The 16,478-nt window shown below is 70.2% G+C and carries 16 protein-coding genes; 3 read left to right on the forward strand and 13 right to left on the reverse strand.

Features of this window, described 5'->3' with window-relative positions; all coding sequences use genetic code 11:
- Window positions 1-452 precede the first annotated feature (452 nt).
- The 5 genes from ACMGFE_RS02415 to crtID all read right to left on the reverse strand — a co-directional run bounded on the left by ACMGFE_RS02415 (window position 453) and on the right by crtID (window position 7,195).
- Window positions 453-1,574, reverse strand: coding sequence for an NADH:flavin oxidoreductase/NADH oxidase (locus ACMGFE_RS02415; protein WP_436923465.1), 1,122 nt, complete (start codon window positions 1,572-1,574; stop codon window positions 453-455).
- Between the two features lie 147 nt (window positions 1,575-1,721).
- Entirely contained in the window at window positions 1,722-3,677 is a 1,956-nt protein-coding gene (locus ACMGFE_RS02420) for a methyl-accepting chemotaxis protein (RefSeq protein ID WP_436923467.1), read from the reverse strand.
- A 105-nt stretch (window positions 3,678-3,782) separates the two neighbouring features.
- A complete protein-coding gene (gene cruF / locus ACMGFE_RS02425; RefSeq protein ID WP_436923468.1) occupies window positions 3,783-4,652 on the reverse strand; it encodes a bisanhydrobacterioruberin hydratase in 870 nt (289 codons plus the stop codon).
- Entirely contained in the window at window positions 4,642-5,535 is an 894-nt protein-coding gene (locus ACMGFE_RS02430) for a prenyltransferase (RefSeq protein WP_436923470.1), read from the reverse strand. Before ACMGFE_RS02430 ends, cruF begins: the two co-directional genes overlap by 11 nt.
- 49 nt (window positions 5,536-5,584) lie before the next feature.
- Window positions 5,585-7,195, reverse strand: a complete 1,611-nt coding sequence (crtID, locus tag ACMGFE_RS02435) for a bifunctional phytoene desaturase/3,4-desaturase (RefSeq protein ID WP_436923472.1) — start codon at window positions 7,193-7,195, stop codon at window positions 5,585-5,587.
- Window positions 7,196-7,408: 213 nt separating this feature from the next.
- Between crtID and ACMGFE_RS02440 the strand changes: the two genes are divergently transcribed.
- The gene (locus ACMGFE_RS02440) at window positions 7,409-8,284 is read left to right on the forward strand and encodes a ZIP family metal transporter (RefSeq protein WP_436923473.1); all 876 of its coding nucleotides are present in this window, start codon (window positions 7,409-7,411) and stop codon (window positions 8,282-8,284) included.
- A 67-nt stretch (window positions 8,285-8,351) separates the two neighbouring features.
- Here ACMGFE_RS02440 and ACMGFE_RS02445 read toward each other — a convergent pair whose 3' ends face one another.
- Together ACMGFE_RS02445 and ACMGFE_RS02450 are read right to left on the reverse strand one after the other, a co-directional pair.
- On the reverse strand, window positions 8,352-8,885 hold the full coding sequence (locus ACMGFE_RS02445) for a YkgJ family cysteine cluster protein (RefSeq protein ID WP_436923475.1): 534 nt from the start codon (window positions 8,883-8,885) through the stop codon (window positions 8,352-8,354).
- A gap of 34 nt (window positions 8,886-8,919) precedes the next feature.
- Window positions 8,920-9,384 carry an SHOCT domain-containing protein gene (locus ACMGFE_RS02450; RefSeq protein WP_436923477.1) on the reverse strand — a complete coding sequence of 155 codons (465 nt, stop codon included), beginning with the start codon at window positions 9,382-9,384 and terminating at the stop codon, window positions 8,920-8,922.
- 107 nt (window positions 9,385-9,491) lie between these two features.
- On the opposite strand from ACMGFE_RS02450, the gene ACMGFE_RS02455 reads away from it, so the two are divergent.
- Window positions 9,492-9,752 (forward strand): MarR family transcriptional regulator, encoded by a 261-nt coding sequence (locus tag ACMGFE_RS02455; RefSeq protein WP_436923478.1) that lies wholly within the window; start codon window positions 9,492-9,494, stop codon window positions 9,750-9,752.
- Window positions 9,753-9,777: 25 nt separating this feature from the next.
- Here the strand turns inward: ACMGFE_RS02455 and ACMGFE_RS02460 are convergent, their stop codons facing one another.
- The 5 genes from ACMGFE_RS02460 to ACMGFE_RS02480 form a co-directional block, all read right to left on the reverse strand.
- Complete coding sequence (locus ACMGFE_RS02460; RefSeq protein WP_436923480.1) at window positions 9,778-10,101, reverse strand: transcription factor S; 324 nt, start codon at window positions 10,099-10,101, stop codon at window positions 9,778-9,780.
- Between the two features lie 163 nt (window positions 10,102-10,264).
- Window positions 10,265-11,041 carry a DUF8135 domain-containing protein gene (locus tag ACMGFE_RS02465; RefSeq protein WP_436923481.1) on the reverse strand — a complete coding sequence of 259 codons (777 nt, stop codon included), beginning with the start codon at window positions 11,039-11,041 and terminating at the stop codon, window positions 10,265-10,267.
- A gap of 5 nt (window positions 11,042-11,046) precedes the next feature.
- On the reverse strand, window positions 11,047-11,976 hold the full coding sequence (locus ACMGFE_RS02470; protein ID WP_436923482.1) for a magnesium transporter CorA family protein: 930 nt from the start codon (window positions 11,974-11,976) through the stop codon (window positions 11,047-11,049).
- Window positions 11,977-12,100: 124 nt separating this feature from the next.
- Entirely contained in the window at window positions 12,101-12,943 is an 843-nt protein-coding gene (locus tag ACMGFE_RS02475; RefSeq protein WP_436923484.1) for an RAD55 family ATPase, read from the reverse strand.
- Between the two features lie 109 nt (window positions 12,944-13,052).
- Window positions 13,053-14,021: a beta-ribofuranosylaminobenzene 5'-phosphate synthase family protein gene (locus ACMGFE_RS02480; RefSeq protein ID WP_436923485.1), complete on the reverse strand. Its 969-nt coding sequence runs from the start codon at window positions 14,019-14,021 to the stop codon at window positions 13,053-13,055.
- 186 nt (window positions 14,022-14,207) lie between these two features.
- Between ACMGFE_RS02480 and ACMGFE_RS02485 the strand changes: the two genes are divergently transcribed.
- Window positions 14,208-15,335: a hypothetical protein gene (locus ACMGFE_RS02485; RefSeq protein ID WP_436923486.1), complete on the forward strand. Its 1,128-nt coding sequence runs from the start codon at window positions 14,208-14,210 to the stop codon at window positions 15,333-15,335.
- A 26-nt stretch (window positions 15,336-15,361) separates the two neighbouring features.
- Here the strand turns inward: ACMGFE_RS02485 and ACMGFE_RS02490 are convergent, their stop codons facing one another.
- On the reverse strand, window positions 15,362-16,360 hold the full coding sequence (locus ACMGFE_RS02490; protein WP_436923488.1) for a glutathione S-transferase family protein: 999 nt from the start codon (window positions 16,358-16,360) through the stop codon (window positions 15,362-15,364).
- Between the last annotated feature and the right edge of the window lie 118 nt (window positions 16,361-16,478).

Here is a 16,478-nt window from a genome sequence, read left to right on the forward strand (position 1 = left end):
CGAGTCGGAGCGACCGCAGCCAACAGCAGGCGTTGAAAGCCCTCGGCGCGCTCGCGGTCGCTGAACGACATACCCTCGCTCCGCTCGGGTAGGGGTCGCTCAGACGATTCCGTTCGCTTCGCTCACCGCGAGCCCGCCTCGCCCTTTCAGTCCGCCAGGAGACTCGCTTTGCTCGTCTCCTGAGCCCTGGCTCGCTTCGCTCGCCAGGACACCAGGACCACATCGCACAGCACTGCGCCTCACACCTCCCCAGCCGATTCCCTCGGTCGCTCCGCTCCCTCGGTCATCCCTCGCACGCTGCTGTCGCGAGCCGAGACTCGCGACAGCGCGCGCCACCGCGATCGTTCACTCTGCAGACTGTACTGAGCGATCGAATTACGCCCAGTCCGTGCGGGAACGACCCTACCAGACCGCGTGGCGTCGAATCGCGCACAGCGATCGAGAGCGACCGCTCAGAAGCCGAACGCGCGGCGGTACTGCGGCGGGCCGGACACCTCGTCGGTGGCGTCGAGCGCGTCGGCGGCGTGGAGCCCGAAGTACGGGTCGCGGAGGAACTGGCGGCCGACGATGGCGAGGTCGGCGCGGCCGTTGGCGACGACGGCCTCGGCCTGTTCGGGCGTGGTGATCCCGCCGACGGCGCCGACGCGGACGTCGCTCTCGGCCCCCTCGCGGACGGCCTCGGCGAGGGGGACCTGGTAGTTCGGCCCCGCCCGGTCGGGGTACGATCCGGGCGCGATGCCGCCGCTGGAGACGTCGATCAGGTCGGCGCCGACCTCGTGGAGTCGGTCGGCCAGGCGCGCGGACTGCTCGGCCGTCCACGAGTCGCGGTCGTCGAACCAGTCCGTCCCGGAGATGCGGACGAACACCGGTTTCTCGTCCGGCCACACCGCGCGGACGGCCTCGGTGACTTCCCGGGTGAGTCGCGTCCGGCCCTCGAAGTCGCCGCCGTAGTCGTCCTCCCGGCGGTTGGTCACGGGCGAGAGGAACTCGTGGAGTAGGTAGCCGTGGGCGGCGTGAACCTCGGCGACCTCGAAGCCGGCGTCGCGGGCGCGCTCGGCCGCCTGCCGGAAGGAGCCGATGACTTCCTCGATGTCGCCCTGTTTCATCTCCCTGGTCGGCGGGGCTTCCGTCCGCCCGTCGGCCTCGTCGGTCTCGTAGGGCCACGGGTCCCCACTGGGCGCGATCACTTCCCAGCCGCCGTCGTCGGGATAGAGGGGCTGGCTCCCGTCCCACGGGCGCGTCTTCGAGGCCTTGCGGCCGGCGTGGGCGAGCTGGATGCCCGGGACCGCGCCCTGTTCCTTGACGAACCTGGCCGTCCGGGCGAGCGCGTCGGCGTGGTCGTCGCTCCAGATGCCCAGGTCTTCGGGGGTGATCCGGCCGCGCTTCTCGACGGCGGTGGCCTCGGCCATGACGAGGCCGGCGCCGCCGACGGCGCGCGAGCCGAGGTGGACGTGGTGCCACTCCGTCGCGCGGCCGTCGCGCGCCTCACAGGAGTACTGGCACATCGGCGAGACCATCACGCGGTTGGGGACGGTCGTGTCGCGGAGTTCGAGCGGGGAGAACAGGTCTGTCATCGTCGTGGGTTACGACTGTCCACTGAAGTATCGTGCGGCGAACGCAAGCGGTTCCGGCTTCTCGGTCGGGTCGCGCCGGGTCGGGCTGAGAGAAGCGCCCCGGTCGGCTGGAACGGACCGTTTCGGTGGTAGAGTGGGGCTGTCCGGTTATTCGGGCTGACCGCCGTCTTTGATCGCGGGGGTCGGGCCGGTACTGGGCGTCGTCGCGTCGCTCACTGCGAACTGCGACAGCAGCGACTGGAGCCGTTCGGACTGTTCCCCGAGCGACCGGACGTTGGCGCTGACCTGCGAGGTGGACGCCGCCTGTTCCTCGGCGGCGGCGGAGACGCCCTCGGTCTCGTCGGCGGTCGACCGGCTGATGTCGGCCGCTTCCTCGACCATCGACACGACCTCCTCGGTGCTGGCCGCCTGTTCGTCCGCCGTGTTCCGGATCTCCTGGATGCCCTGGTCGGTCTCCTCCGCGTTGGTCGCCACTCGCGAGAACGCGTCGGCGACGTCTTCGACGGCGTCGACGCTCTCGTCGACGTGGCGTTCGGCGGTCCGGGCTTCTTCGACGGTCGTCTCCGTCTGTTCCCGGGTCTCCTCGATGAGCTGTTCGATCTCGTTGGCCGACTCCTGGGTCTCCTCGGCCAGCTGCTTGACCTCGTTGGCGACGACTGCGAACCCGTCGCCGCTCTTGGTGCCCTCGCCGGACCCGGCGCGGGCGGCTTCGATGTTGGCGTTGAGTGCCAGCATGTTCGTCTGCTCGGCGATGTCGCCGATGAGCCCGACGATCTGCCCGATCTCGTCCATCTGGCCGTGGAGCACCTCGACGTTCTCGACGGTCGAGTCGATGGCCGACTGGACCTCCCGTGAGTCGTCGATCGCCTGTTGTGCCGTCCGCTCGCTTTCCTCGGCGATCGCCGCCGTCTCGTGGGAGGTCTCCGCGACGGTCTCGGCGGACGCGGCGACTTCCTCGACGGTCGTCGCCAGGTCCGCCATCTCGCTGGAGACGCTCTCGAGCATCTCGCGCTGCTCGGCCGCACCGCCGGCGATCTCCTGCACCGACTCGCTCACCCCAGCGCTCGCCTGCTCGACTTCCTCGGCCCCGGCCGTCGCGCCCTCGCTCGCCTCGGCGACCTCCTCGGCGAACGTCTGGATCTCCCGCACCGCCGACTCGGTGTTTGCCATCATCGCGTTGAACGCCTCGCCGATCTGGGCCATCGCGTCGCTCTCGCTGTCGGCGTCGACTCGGACGTGGAACTCGCCGTCGGCCGCCCGCGCCATCGCGTCGCTGTAGTCGTCGGCCTTGGCCTCGAGGTGCGCGTTCTGCTGCTCGACCGCTTCCTGTCTGGCCTCGGCCTCCGCGAGCAGCTCCTCCGCCTCTGCCTTGGCCCGCTCGTTCTCCGCTCGCTTCGCTTCGAGGTCGTCGATCTCCGCCGACTTCTCGTCGGCCTCTCGGAGTCGCTCTCTGGCCTCTTCGCGGGACCGCTCGGTCGAGTACCAGTGGCTCATCAGCGCGCCGGCGAGCGCGAGGACGAACACCGCGTGGATGAACGACCACGCCCACGGGTTGTTGATGCCGGCCGCGTGGTTGTAGACGCGGCTCGGGTCGATCATGCCGAAGAAGCCGTGCTGGATGGCCACGTACCCGATCCCGAGGAGGAACGGGAGCCAGTCCTCGTAGACGGCGACGACGGCCATGACGACGAAGAAGTGGAAGTGCGCTTCGATGTACCCGCCGGAGAAGTGAACGAGGAACCCCGACGTCGTCACCAGTCCCAGCGTCGCCAGCGCGGTTCGCGTGCGCCGTCCGAACCGCGACCAGCCCGCGAGGAGGGCGAACGCGACGACGATGCCCACCTCGACGAGCACGGTGGTCAGCGGGATCTCGGGGATCGTCGCGCCCGTCACTGCCGATTCCGTTCCCTCGTACGTCCCGAGCAAGAGCAACAACGGCACGTGCGCGAGCAGGAGCGCGAGGATGTTCCGGTGGCGTCCCCGCCAGATCTCGTCCGGGATGGAGTCGCCGCTCGGCGTGTATTCGACGAACTCCCGGACGACGCTCTCCCAGCGATCGATCCTGAGGCGAACCGGTCCAGATCCGCCCGTAGTCTCTACCATACCGTCTCAGCGGAAAACCCGAAGAAAAGCGTTGCCCCGCCAGTATCACAGGAAATAACGATAGACGGCCCGTCGGCCGCGTCGCGGCCCGTCGTCGGGACGGCGCTATTCCATCCACCGCGGCCGGGTCGGCACGTCGAATCGGTCGGTGACGACCAGACCGAGACCGAACAGTCCGGCCAGTCCCACGGCGGCCCAGTTCCCGAAGGCGGCGTTGATAGCGCCCCAGAGGATCACGAAGCTCACCATGTCGTCGAGCATGAACGGGCAGGAGTCGAGTCGCGCGAGCAGCGCCTCGCGGTCGAGGCCCCGGTCGAACGCCGCCACGGCGACCGTCGCCGAGAGGACCCACCCCCGATAGTTCGACCACGGGACGTCGTAGAACGCGCCGCCGCCGTCGTAGGTCCAGAAGCCGAGGGCGACGGCGCCAGGGTCTAGGACGAGGTCGACGGCGACGACGGTGGCGACGACGACGGGCAGGCGGACCCACGGCGAGCGGGCGAGATCGCCCAGCAGCAGCAGGCAGAGCAGGTAGCTGTTCAGGACGAGCGGGAAGAAAAAGACCGGGAGCGCGAGCGGGACGCCGCCGAGCATCGGTCCGAGCGCGACGCCGTACTCGAAGGCGCCGTAGGGCCACCCGGTCGTGACCCCGACGAGTTCGATCCCGTACGCGTAGGCCGCCAGCGCGACGAGGGCGACGGTCCCCTTCCGGTCGACGAGCGGGGCGACGCCGGCGATCAGGGGCAAGCGCATCACGACGACACCCACGAGGACGAGCCAGGGGTTGAACGCGAGCACGGGCGGGAGCAGGTCGAACGCACTGGCGAGCAGGAGCGCGGCGCCGGCGACGGGGAAGACGACCGCGATGGTGAACCGGTTGGTCCGGACGAGGCGGTCGAGCCGGGCTTCGAGCCAGTCGCGGTCGATCCGTCCCGGCGCGGGCAGCCCCGCGGCCTCGGCGGGGTCAGGTGGCATAGACGATCCTCCAGAGACCGCCCATCGTCAGGAGCGCGCCGACGACGGTGTTGAGGACCGGGAACCACCAGTAAGCCCGGTCGACCGAGACGTCCGTCAGCGCGACCCCGGCGGTGAAGACGGGGTAGACCGCGAGCAGGCCGCCCCACAGGGGGTGGACCAGGGCGAAGACCGCGGCGGCGGCCGCCCAGACGGCGCCGCAGTAGGCGTAGGTGCGGCGCTCGCCGAGGACGGTCGCCGTGGTCTGGATGCCGGCGGCGCGGTCGGGTTCGATGTCGGGGATGGCCGAGAACGTGTGCATCGCCATCGTCCAGAGCCAGGCGCCGGCGACGGCGAGCGCGGGCGGGAACGAACCCGCGACGGTCGCGTAGGCGACGACGCCCGGGAGGACGTACAGCCCGTTGGACAGCGAGTCGAAGAAGGGGACGGTCTTGAATCGGAGCGGGGGCGCGCTGTACTCCGTCGCGAGTACGAGGAAGGCGACCATCGCGACGACGGCCTCCGTCGGGAGGGCGGGGAAGAAGGCGAGTCCGAGGGCGCCGCCGGCGAGCACGGCAGCGAGGACCGCCCGATCGCCGCGGTAGCGGACTTCTTTTTCCGCTTTCTTCGGGTTCTCGGCGTCGACGTCTGCGTCGAAGATATCGTTGATCCCGTAGAGGAAGACGTTGGCCGGGACGAGGAAGTAGAGCGCGAGGGCGACGGTGAGCGGCGTGAACAGCGCTGCGGTCTCGCGGGTGGCGAAGACGGCGCCGACGAGCGCCGGCCCGGCGAGGTAGAGCCAGAACCGAGGGCGCGAGACGCGCAGGAGGTACCCGACGGTCGTGTCGGGGGGCGCGAGGGCGCCGAGGCGGGCGGCGACCGCTGGCTTCGCGTCGTCGGGCATCGGGTCGTCGGGCATAGGTGTGGGAGCGAGTTAACTTGGCGCCCTCGGCTCAGTTCACGTCCTCGACCAGCGCCTCGGCGGTGTGCTGGCCGCTGATGAGACACATGGGGACGCCGATACCGGGGGTGGTGAACGACCCCGTGAAGTAGAGGCCGTCGACGGCCGTCGAGCGGTTGGGCGGCCGGAGGAGGGCGGTCTGGCGGAGCGTGTGGGCGAGGCCGAGCGCGGTCCCCTGCGTCGCGTTGTAGCGGTCGACGAACTCCGAGACGCAGAACTCCTCCTCGAAGACGATGCGGTCGCGCAGGTCTGTGCCGGTGTTCTCGGCCACGTCGTCGAGGATCTGCTCGCGGAAGCGCTCGCGCTGGGCTGGGGAGTCTTCCAGGCCCGGGGCGATGGGAGCGAGGACGAACAGGTTGCTGTGGCCCTCCGGCGCGACGGTGTCGTCCGTCTTCGAGGGTACACAGAGGTAGTACGCGGGCTCGTCCGGCCACGCGGGGTCCTCGAAGATCTGGTCGAAGTGGGGGTCCCAGTCGTCGGGGAGGACGAGCGTGTGGTGGGCGAGTTCGGGGACGGCTCCTTCGACGCCGAGATAGAGGAGATACGCCGACGGGGCGTAGGTGCGATCGGCCCAGTAGTCGGCGTCGTACTGCCGTTCGTGCTCGGGCAGGAGTTCCTGCTCGGTGTGGGCGTAGTCGGCGTTGACGACGACGCGGTCCGGGCGGCGCTCGCTCCCGTCCTCGTCGACGACAGAGAAGCCGCGCTTGCGGCGGGTGATCTCCGCGACTTCGACGCCGGTCTCGAAGGCGACGCCGAGTTCCCGGCAGAGGTCGACGAACGCGTCGATCACGACGCCGATTCCCCCGGGATGGTCCCCGTCGTCGTCGGGTTCGTTCGCGACGGGGTAGTAGACGCCCATGTTGAAGTCGACGTGACTCATCATGTTGTAGAGCGCGGGCGTGTTCCGCGGGGACCCTCCCAGGAAGACCAGCGTGTACTGCATTATCTGCTGGAGCTTGGGGTTCTCGAAGTAGTTCTCGACGTGGCCCTGCATCGAGCGCAGGAGCGTGAGCCCGACGGGCGCGGCGCGCATCACGTCCAGGTCGATCCAGTCCCGTAGCGACGATCGGTCCTCGTAGACGAACTTCTCCATCGCCGTCTCGTAGTGGCGCTCGCTCGTCGCGAGGTACTCCGCGAAGGCCTCCCCCGCGCCCGGTTCGATGGACTCGAACAACTCGCGATTGGCCGCGCGGTCGGCGGCGACGTCGATCCGCTCGCCGCCTTCCTCGCCGGGGCCTGACTGCTCGCCGTCTCGCGGGCTCCGCCCGCTCGACTGTTCCGAGACGCTTCGCGTCTCGCCCTTGAAGTAGATCCTGTAATGCGGGTCTAGCCGTTCGAGGTCGTAGTAGTCGCCGGGCACCCTGTCGAAGTGACCGAAGAAGCGCTCGAACACGTCGGGCATGAGGTACCACGAGGGGCCCATGTCGAAGCGGAAGCCCTCGGCCTCCAGCCGGCTGGCGCGGCCGCCGAGCTGGTCGTTTTTCTCCACGAGCGTCACGTCTGCGCCGGCGTCGGCGAGGTACGCGGCCGACGAGAGCCCGCCGACGCCGCCGCCGACGACCGTCACCGACACGCCGTCCGCCCGTCCCGAGAGCCCTGTCATCGTCTCTCGATTGCCGCGCGACGGATAAAAAGGAGGTGCCCAACCCGTCGGGGTCGCGCCGCCGCTGCGACGATCGGCGCACTACTCGGCGACCGGTCGGTCGCCGAATCCCGGCCGATTCCCGGTCCTGCCGCGTCGACGTCGACCGCCCTGCCACTCGCCACCCCGTCGGAGCGACAGACTTAATAATAACAGTCTCGGTGTTCATAAACAATGGATATTAACGAACGCGGTGGCGTTAATAATTCGCCCGGGGACCTGTCGCTCGTGGGCGGCGCGGGCGTGGTCGCGCTGCTCGCGCTGTCGGTGGTGGCGGCGGTGACGGAGACGTGGAAGGTCCTCGTCATCGGGTGGGTGGCCTTCGCGGCGATGGCCGCGGGGGCGTACCTCGGCGGTCGGGCCGACTCGACGGATCCGCAGCGACTCGTCTGGGGGTACGGGCTGGCGAGCGGCGCGATGGTGACCAGCGCCGCGATGTTCCTCGTCCCGCAGGCCATCGGTATCGGCCGCTCGGCCGGCGCGCCGCAGATCGGCGGCATCGGTATCGCCCTCGGTATCGTCGTCGGCTACAGCGGCCACGTCGCCGGGCATCGGCTCACCCACCGGGACCTCCCGATGGACGTGACGACGGCGCAGATCACCGCCCACGCCCTCTCCGCGGGCCTCATCATCGGCCTCGTCTACGGCTCGATGCCCACGCTCGGGCTCCTGCTCGGCCTCGCCATCGTCTCCCACAAGGGGCCAGCGGGCTACGCCGCCGCGCGGCGACTGCGACGGAACGGGAAACCCGTCTCGGCGCTGTTGCTCCCCGCCGCCGGCGTCGGGATCACCGCGATCCCGTCGGCGTCCCTGCCCGTCCCCGAGGTCGCCGCGCTCAACGCGGTCGTCTTCGGCTTCGCCGCGGGCATCTTCCTCCACATCGCGATGGACTTCCTGCCCGTCTGCGAGGCCGGTTCCGAGATCGACCAGGTCTGCTCGCTCCACGAGGAGTCTCACCAACTGCTGGACCAGTTGCGCGTCCACGCCGTGGGAAGTACCGCCGTCGGCGCGGTCGCCGTGGTCGCCGCCTGGGTCGTCCTCACTCCCTGATCTGGCGATATCGTGTAGAGTTACTCGTCGCGTCGACCGCGGCCACAGTTCTCGGCAGCGGGTCCTCCTATAGCTCTCGTTTCGTCTCCGGCTGATCGAGGTCCCAGAGCACCGCGGGGAGGAAGGCGTCGAGGTGGTCGACCACCCGGCGTTCGGAGACGCCGAGGCCGTCGCAGTGCTCGCGGGCCTCCTCGCGGACGGAGACGTGGATGTCGCCGCCGTCCCTGTCGGTGAGGTCGCCGTCCCCGACGGTGACTTCGAGCGGGAAGACCGAACACCGGGCGGGCTTCCAGTCGTGCTCGTCGTGGAGCGCGCAGAGCCCGTCGTCGCGAAGGAAGAAGCAGGCAGCGCCGTCCTCGTCCACGTGGTCTGCGCGGTCCTTGCTCTCCTTGCGGACGAAGTCCTGCCCGCGGAACTGGGTGGTCGCCTCGGAGAGGTTCGCGACGTTCGCGAGTTCGAGGAAGTCGGGCTCGTACAGCAGGACGCCGTGGTGGCAACACCAGGTGCACTCGTCGACGCACTCGAACGTCAGCGCGGGGTCGAAGTCCACGACCGCCTCCTTGCCGGGGTGGACCTCGACGACGCGGGCGTCCGTGGACACGCCCTCCGGTCCGGCGTCGACGGGCAAAGACCTTTCACTCCGGTTCGCGCTCGGGTCTCCGGCCGCCGGCGCGGTGCCGTCGCTGGTCGTCGTCCGCTCGTTCGTCGTCCGCTCGCTCGTCGAGCGTCGCGTGGTCCGCCACGTCGAGGTCCTCGGTCTCCACGAGGCGTTCGAGGCGGCGTTCGAACTCGACGTCGTCGATCTCCCCGGTCGCGTAGCGCTCGCGGAGGCGCTGGAGTGCGGCGTCACCGACCTCCGCCTCGGTCTCGCGGTCGCGTCCCTCCGTCTCGGTCGAGCCGCCCCAGCCCGTCCACTCGCGGAGATCGACGTGCTCCGAGAGGATCCCCAGTACCGGCACGAGGAAGAACCACCCGACGATGGCGACCACGGCCGCGGCCGTCTCGCCGACGAATATCGCCGCGAGGGCCGCGAGCGGGAGCGTCGCGACCGCGACGATCCCGACGAGGGCTTCCATCGGGTCGTCCGTCTCTTCGCTCATGGCCGGGGATAGCGACCCGTCGGATATAGTTTCTCGGGGCGAGGAGTGCGCTCCGACGGCCGCTCCTGCCCGATAACGATATGCTCGCGTCCGGCGTAACAGTACGTATGCCCATCAGTATCGAGGAGTTCGAAACGACGCCCGAACCCCGGCTCCGCCCGCCAGCCGCGGGCGCCGAGAACTCGGACCGCGTGCTCGCGTTCCTCACCGAGCACCGCGAATCGGCGTTCACGCCCGCCGAAATCTGCCAGCGGACCGGCGTCCCGACCGGGAGCGTCGGCGTCGTCCTCGCGCGGCTGGAAGACAGGGGAGTCCTCCGCCACCGCGGCGCCTACTGGACGATCGATCCCGGATCGCCAGTGCGATAGAACGCGGCCACCCGGTCGGCCGAGATCAGTTGTACTCGCGCCAGCGGTACCCGCACTCTTTGCACTTGAAGAATCGCGTCGGCGGCTCGTCGGCGGCGCCGGTCTGTTTGATCGTGTACCAGGCGACGCCGTGGCCGCAGTCGTCACAGGTGACGCTCTTGTCCGTCGGCTTCCCCTCGAAGTCGGCCCCCTCCTCGGTCTCGATGACTTCGTCGCCGGCCTGCTCGTCGGTGCTGACGAACTGGTCGGCGCGGTCGCGGTCGACGCCGGTCGTCGCGCCGCAGCTCTTGCAGACCATCTCGTCGCCGTCGGCGTGCATCATCGAACCGCAGTCGTCGCAAAACTGCATGATATCACATCCGTTGTCCGTGCGGACGTATCAATTTCTCGTCTCCTCGGCGATCGACCGCCAGTCTTCGCCCGTGGCGACGCCGCGGCGAACTCGCCGGGAATCCACCACGAATCCGCCGCGAACTCGCCGCGAACTCGCCGCGAACTCGCCGCGAATCCGCCTACTCGTGGTCTTCGAGGTCGCGTCGCTCGGCGACGACCGGACAGTTGGCGACGCGGACGCTGTCGACGTCGACGAACGCCAGGATCTCCGTCCCCTCGTGCGAGCAGGTCACGTCTGGCGGCGGCGAGAAGTGCTCACAGCCCTCGCAGTAGGCGTGTTTCGAGACGTCCACCACGTCGTCTTCGTCGCCGGTCGGTGCCGCCTCGCCAGGTTCCAGTCCAGCGTCCGCCGCCGGTCCCGCGTCCGTCCCCGGAGCCGAGTCGGGCCCGGCCCCGGGATCCCCGGACTCGTCGCCCCCGGACTCCCCCGTGAGACGGTCCCACACGTCGTCGGGGTCGATGTCTTCGACGCCGGCGCGTTCGAAGGCACTCGCCGCGGACTCGAAGGGGTCGCCTTCGGACACCTCCACGCCCGCGAGCGGATCGCCCGCGTCCGCTCGGGTCGGATCGGGCGAGTGGTCGACCCCGCTATCGTTTCGGCCGGCGTCGACGCGGTCGCTGTCGGACCCGTCTCGTCCGCGGTCGGTCCCGTATTCGAACGGATCGCGGCCGTCACCCTCCGCGTCGGCGTCCACGTCGGCCGTTCGGCCATCGTCGGGGGCAGTTTCGTCGGCTTCCCCGGCTCCGGCGTCGCCACCGAGGGACTCGAACGGGTCGCCTCCCCTGTCTCTGTACTCGTCGAAGGAGTCGAAGGGGTCGCGGTCGCCGCCGTCGTCCGACCGTTCGTCGTCCGCGGGACCGTCGTCGTCGCGGTCCGGACGGGAGTCGTCGCTCACGTCGGTCACTCCCGTTCGGCGGCGTCGGGCACGTTCGATCGGTCGGTCTCGTCCTCGTCGCCCGCTTCGAGCTGGCGGGCGACGGTGAGCGTCGGCTTGCCGAAGAAGCCGCCCGGCAGTCGGACGTCGCTGACGGTCGCGTCGCAGTGGGGACACCGCGGTTCGTGCAACAGCGCGATGTCGACTGCTTGCGAACAGTTCTCGCACACCGCGCGGTCCGCGTCGAGTTCTGCCGCGGTGGCCTTGAGGCGCTCGATGGCGTCGGAGCCGCTCGACCGCGCCTGTTCGGCCTCTCGCAGGTCGCTGACGACCCACGCGACCGTCCGCAATCGCTCCTCGATCTCGTCGAGCCGGTCCGTCGCGCGCTCCATCTCGTCGACCCGATCCTCGACGTCCCCGAGCCGTTCGTCGACGTCCGCGACGGTCTCGGCGTCGTCGTCGACGCGCGATTCGAGCGACCCCAGCGCGGATTCGAGGTCGTCGACGGCGGACGAGAGCGTCGCGAGTTCGCCGAACTCCGGGTGAGTGTGGTCGGCGTCGGCCTTCCCGTCGGTCTCCCGTTTGACCTGGACGACCCGCTCGCGCACGTCCTGGATCTTCTCCGCGAAGTCCCCCTCGACGCGGTCGATCTCGGCACTGAGGCCCTCTTCGACGGCCGCGACGTCGCCGGCGTCCGTGCGCTCGGTCACGGCGTCGGCGATGTCGGGGAGCCGCTCGGCGATCACGTCTCTGACCTCTGACTCCACGTCGGTCCCGAGCGCCGCGCTCACGTCCTCGTCGCCGAACTCCTCGGCGGCCCGGTAGGACGCGAGCAACTGGACGACGACGACCTCGCGGTCGACCCCGAGGTCGTCGGCCTTGCGGTCCAGCCAGGCCTCTACGTCCGCGGGGAGCGACACGGACACCGCGGCGTCGTCCGACGACTCGCTCGCCATTACCATCTGTTGTCGAGACGAGGTAGTTAAGCGTTTGCCACCGGTTCTCGGAAATCGAATCTGGGGATCGGGACATAAACCGGCTCTCGCACCCGAAAATTCCGATCGCGACGAGACGTTCCCGTCAGCGGATCTTGCGAACGTCGCTGATGTCGAGGCCGCCGTCGCCGATCTCGGTCTCGAACTGGACGATGTTCTCGTCGTCGATCTGCGAGAGGACGCCGCGGAACTGCTTGACGACGAGCGTCCGGGCGCGGGTCGACCCGCCGCTGGCCCACTCGAACTCGAGGGTGCCGTCGACGCTGTCGACGAGCTGGCCGTACTCGGTCCCCGAGACCGTCTCCCGGCCGACGTGGACGAGGATGACCCCGTTCCACTCGTTGGCGCCCTTCTGGAGCCCCTTGATGAGGAAGACGACGTCCGACCAGTTCACGTTCTCGTCGCGGCCGGCGGTGCTGATGAGGTCGGACAGCGAGTCGATGACCACGAGGTTCTCCGGCGCGCGCTCGACGAGGAGCCTCCCGAGCTCGCCGAGGATGTCGTCGCGCTCCTGGCGCGCCCGGAGGTCCTTGATGTCGGCGGTCTCCTCGGCGTACCAGTCGCGGGGCACCGGGCTCTGGTGGAAGTACTGCTCGGAGAGGTCGTGAAACCGGACCGCGTCCATGCCGGCCTCGACGATGTCCTCGGCCATCGTCATCCCCACCTCGTCGGCGAAGCGCTCCTCGCTGGCGGTGAACGAGACGAAGTGGACCTCCCCGGGGGGCCTGGCGTCGGCGGAGAGGTCACCGTAGTAGAGGCTGTGGAGGTCCTCGTCGGTTCGTCCGAGGGCGTTCATCAGCGTGCTCGTGTACAGGAACTCCCGCGAGCCGGCGCCGCCCTCCCCGGCGACGAGGACGACGCTTCCCGCCGGCGCGCCGCCCCCGAGGGTCGTGTCCAGCTGGCGGACGCCGAAGGGTATCCGGTCCATGCGCCGAGGATTCGCCCCCTCCCGCTTACCTGTTTCGCCGCAGTTCTCGCTCGCTGAAACGCACGAACCGGTCGAGTTGGTGGACCCCCAGCAGGCCGAGCCGGTGGGCCTACGACCGCTCGATCCGGGCGCCCTCGTTCCGGGGGCGGGCGACCGTCACCCGGCCGCCGTCGGCGACCGCGTCGAGGGCGTCGCGGGCCGCCGCGGCCACGTCGTCGGCGTAGTCGGCGCCAGTCAGCGCGTAGACGGTCGGTCCCCACGAGGACTGGCCGGCGCCGGCGACCGCCGGTTCGTCGGCCAGGCGGTCGATGATCGCGCCCGCGGGCGGCCGGTAGACTCCGCCCTGCTCGTCGGCGTACCAGGCGCCGTTGAGACGGCCGAGGCGGGCGATCGCGCTCCCGAAGCCGGCGCGGTCGCCGGTCGCTGCCGCGGGGAGGAGGTGCTGGGTCACGAGCTGGGCGATCTCCTCGGCGATCCCCGGGTCGGCGCGCTCGACGACCGAGCGCATGCTCTCGTCTTCCTCGTCGCCGCTCCTGCCCGGCCCGGCGTCCGGGATCGCGAGGACGAACCGCCAGTCGTCGGGCAGGGCGTGGCGGGCGACCACGGGCGGCACGGTCCACTCGCCCTCCGCGGGCGGCGCGGTGGTGAACCGCTCGGTCGGGTGGCCGCCGTCGACGACGAACCCGCCGCGTTCGAACGTCGCGACCCCGATACCGCTGCGGCCGCCGCGGCCGAGGGCGGGGGCGAGTTCCCGCGGGTCCACGTCGCGGTCGTACGCGCCGGCGACGGCCGCGAGGGTCGCGAGCGCGAGTTGCGTCCCGCTGCCGAGACCGGCGTGGCGGGGGAGCCGCTCGTCGACGCGAACGGTCGCCCCCGGCACGTCGAGGCTGTCGACGACCCGTTCGACGTACTGGGACGCCGCCTCGTCGTCGCAGTCCACGCGCTCGGCGCGCTCGGCGCGCAGGACCAGGCGCGGCTCGGCGAGCGCGAGGCCGACGCCGCCGTAGAGCCGGTTGTGCGCCAGCGAGAGGTTCTGGAAGCCGACGTGGAGGCGGCCGCCGACCGTGACGCGGGTCATGGGGCGTCCGACGCGCCCCCGGCCCTACGGCCTTTCGACACCGGCGTTCGTCGCCGGAGTCCGCGACGCCGGCGACTCGGCCCCGGCGCCGTTCGGGGCGTCTCCGTCCCGGTCTGCCGGCGAGAGTCGCCGTTCGGGCCGATAAGCAGTCATTTACAATCCCGTCGGCGGGGGGAACTCGCCCCCATGGGAGAGAGACGATCGACAGAGGATCACCGCGACGACGCCGGCGACAGTCGGGGGGACGCCGGCGCCACCCACTCCTCGACCGCCGCGAGGCGGGGCGAAACCGATGCGACGGGGTCGGCCTCGGTGGAGCGGGACGACCAGCGACCGACGGAGACCGACGTCTCGCGGGTGCCGACCGTCGCTACAGGCGGTGACGCGACCGGCCACCGTGAGGGTGGAGACGACGCGGGCGAGCGTGGAAGCACGGTCGGCGCGGCCATCGAGAGCGCCGTCGAGCGCGTCACGACGGTCGAGGGGTGGACGCCCTTCTCCGGGGCGGACGGGGACGTGCGACCCGTCCGGCGGGTGCTCCGACCCGACGAGTCGCTGCAACTCGTCGCGACGGGAGAGCTCCTCGGGGCCCGCGGTGGTCCGGCGACGGCCGGGCTCACCGACGACAGGCTCGTCGTCGCCACCGACGACAACTTCGTGAGCGTCGGTTTCGACAGGGTCTCCGCGGTTCGGAGCTCCGTCGACACGGCGCTCGGCGTCCGCGGTCGCGACGCGAGAGTGCTCGGCGGCGTCGGATACGCCCTCTCCGTAGTCACCTTCCTGGGCGTGCTCGGCGTCGCGTCGAACCCCCTGACGCCGGCGCTCGCGCTCGCGACCGTCGGCGGGGCGTTGACGTTCGACCACGTTCGGCGCGAGGGGGTCGCGCTGAACGGGACGACGCTGACGGAGCGACTCCGCCGATTCGGCCCGATCGACGCCCTCGCGGACGGCCTGGTCGGACTCGAACGACGGGTCCGCGGACGTGTGAGCGACGACCCGCTCGCGGTCTGGGCGGCCGGCGCGGTCGCCGTCGCGCCGTTCGCCGCGCTCGTCGGTCTCGAAGCCGGACTGCTCGCGCCGCTGTTCGCGCTCGCGACAGCCGGGAGTTTCGCGCTCGTCGTCCACGCAGTCCGCCACAGCGACGAGTTCGACGGGATGGAGGTCGTCCGGACGCGTCGCCGGACGGTCGTCGCGACCGTCGACGACGGCTCCGCGGTCGCCGTGCGGACCCGTCCGGACTCGCCGTTCGACCGCGAACTCGCGGCCCGGGCCGGCGGCAGCGACGCTCGGCCGGCGAGTTCCGGAACCGACTGAGAAGACGCGGACCGCTCTCCCGTTTCTTACGCCAGGGGCAGCAACTCGGTGGGCGGACTTCCGGGGAGTTCGTCCCGGTCGTGCTCGGCGTCGAAGTGCAGGTCCGGCCCGCGGGCGATCAGCCGCTTGGGGTTCACGTCCGGGTGGGTCGTGTAGTAGTGTTCCTTGATGTGGTCCAGATTCACCGTATCCGCGACACCCGGCGTCTGGTAGAGGTCGCGCAGGTACGGCCAGAGATTGTCGTACTCGTGGACGGCCGTCACGTTGCACTTGAAGTGGGTGTGGTAGACGTGGTCGAAGCGGACCAGCGTGGTGAACATGCAGACGTCCGCCTCGGTCAGGCGGTCGCCGGCGAGGTATCGCTGGTCGGCGAGGACCTCGTCCCAGTGGTCGAGCGCGCCGAACAGGTCGTCGATGGCCCGGTCGTACGCCTCCTGTGAACTCGCGAAGCCCGCGCGATAGACGCCGTTGTTGATCGGGTCGTAGATGTCGTCGATGACCCGGTCGACCTCCTCCTGGTAGCCCTCGGGATAGAGGTCCACGTCGCGCTCGGCGACGTCCCCGAACTCGGTGTCGAGCATCCGGAGGATCTCCGCGGACTCGTTGTTGACGATGGTCTCCTCTCGCCTGTCCCAGAGGACCGGCACCGTCACGCGGCAGGTCGCGTCCGGGTCGGCGGCCTGGTAGACCTCCCGGAGGTAGTCGCTGCCGTTGACGGTGTCGGGCGTGCAGCCGTCCTTCTCGGGGGTGAACTGCCAGCCGTCGTCGTCGCGGTAGGGGTCGACCACGTCGACGGAGACGGCGTCTTCGAGCCCCTTCAGCGAGCGGATCAGCAGGGTGCGGTGCGCCCACGGGCAGGCGTAGGAGACGTAGAGGTGATAGCGCCCCGCCTCGGGCTGGAAGCGCGCGTCGGGGTCGTCCTCGACGCGGTCCCGGAAGGTCGTCTCCTGGCGCTCGAACTCGCCGTCGTCGTTCGTGTCGTCGTCGATGTCTGTCCGCCACTCGCCGTCGACGAGTTTGTTCATGTCGATTCTCCGTTGGGCCGCCACGCCCAAAAGGACCCCAGTGACCCGCGCGTAACCGGCCGTTCGTCCGGTCTGGGCGCGCTCACCAAAGAGTTTAGTGTCATCACGTCGATGGTTG

Source organism: Halosimplex amylolyticum (assembly GCF_051414035.1).
Classification (GTDB): Archaea; Halobacteriota; Halobacteria; order Halobacteriales; family Haloarculaceae; genus Halosimplex; species Halosimplex amylolyticum.

Coding starts and splice junctions, on each gene's coding strand:
- ACMGFE_RS02475 (WP_436923484.1), bottom strand. CDS start 12,943: ATGGACCGGATACCCTTCGGCGTCCGCCAGCTGGACACGACCCTCGGG.
- ACMGFE_RS02485 (WP_436923486.1), top strand. CDS start 14,208: ATGGGAGAGAGACGATCGACAGAGGATCACCGCGACGACGCCGGCGAC.
- ACMGFE_RS02470 (WP_436923482.1), bottom strand. CDS start 11,976: ATGGCGAGCGAGTCGTCGGACGACGCCGCGGTGTCCGTGTCGCTCCCC.
- ACMGFE_RS02455 (WP_436923478.1), top strand. CDS start 9,492: ATGCCCATCAGTATCGAGGAGTTCGAAACGACGCCCGAACCCCGGCTC.
- ACMGFE_RS02440 (WP_436923473.1), top strand. CDS start 7,409: ATGGATATTAACGAACGCGGTGGCGTTAATAATTCGCCCGGGGACCTG.
- ACMGFE_RS02490 (WP_436923488.1), bottom strand. CDS start 16,360: ATGAACAAACTCGTCGACGGCGAGTGGCGGACAGACATCGACGACGAC.
- ACMGFE_RS02430 (WP_436923470.1), bottom strand. CDS start 5,535: ATGCCCGACGACGCGAAGCCAGCGGTCGCCGCCCGCCTCGGCGCCCTC.
- ACMGFE_RS02415 (WP_436923465.1), bottom strand. CDS start 1,574: ATGACAGACCTGTTCTCCCCGCTCGAACTCCGCGACACGACCGTCCCC.
- ACMGFE_RS02450 (WP_436923477.1), bottom strand. CDS start 9,384: ATGAGCGAAGAGACGGACGACCCGATGGAAGCCCTCGTCGGGATCGTC.
- cruF (WP_436923468.1), bottom strand. CDS start 4,652: ATGCCACCTGACCCCGCCGAGGCCGCGGGGCTGCCCGCGCCGGGACGG.
- crtID (WP_436923472.1), bottom strand. CDS start 7,195: ATGACAGGGCTCTCGGGACGGGCGGACGGCGTGTCGGTGACGGTCGTC.
- ACMGFE_RS02460 (WP_436923480.1), bottom strand. CDS start 10,101: ATGCAGTTTTGCGACGACTGCGGTTCGATGATGCACGCCGACGGCGAC.
- ACMGFE_RS02480 (WP_436923485.1), bottom strand. CDS start 14,021: ATGACCCGCGTCACGGTCGGCGGCCGCCTCCACGTCGGCTTCCAGAAC.
- ACMGFE_RS02420 (WP_436923467.1), bottom strand. CDS start 3,677: ATGGTAGAGACTACGGGCGGATCTGGACCGGTTCGCCTCAGGATCGAT.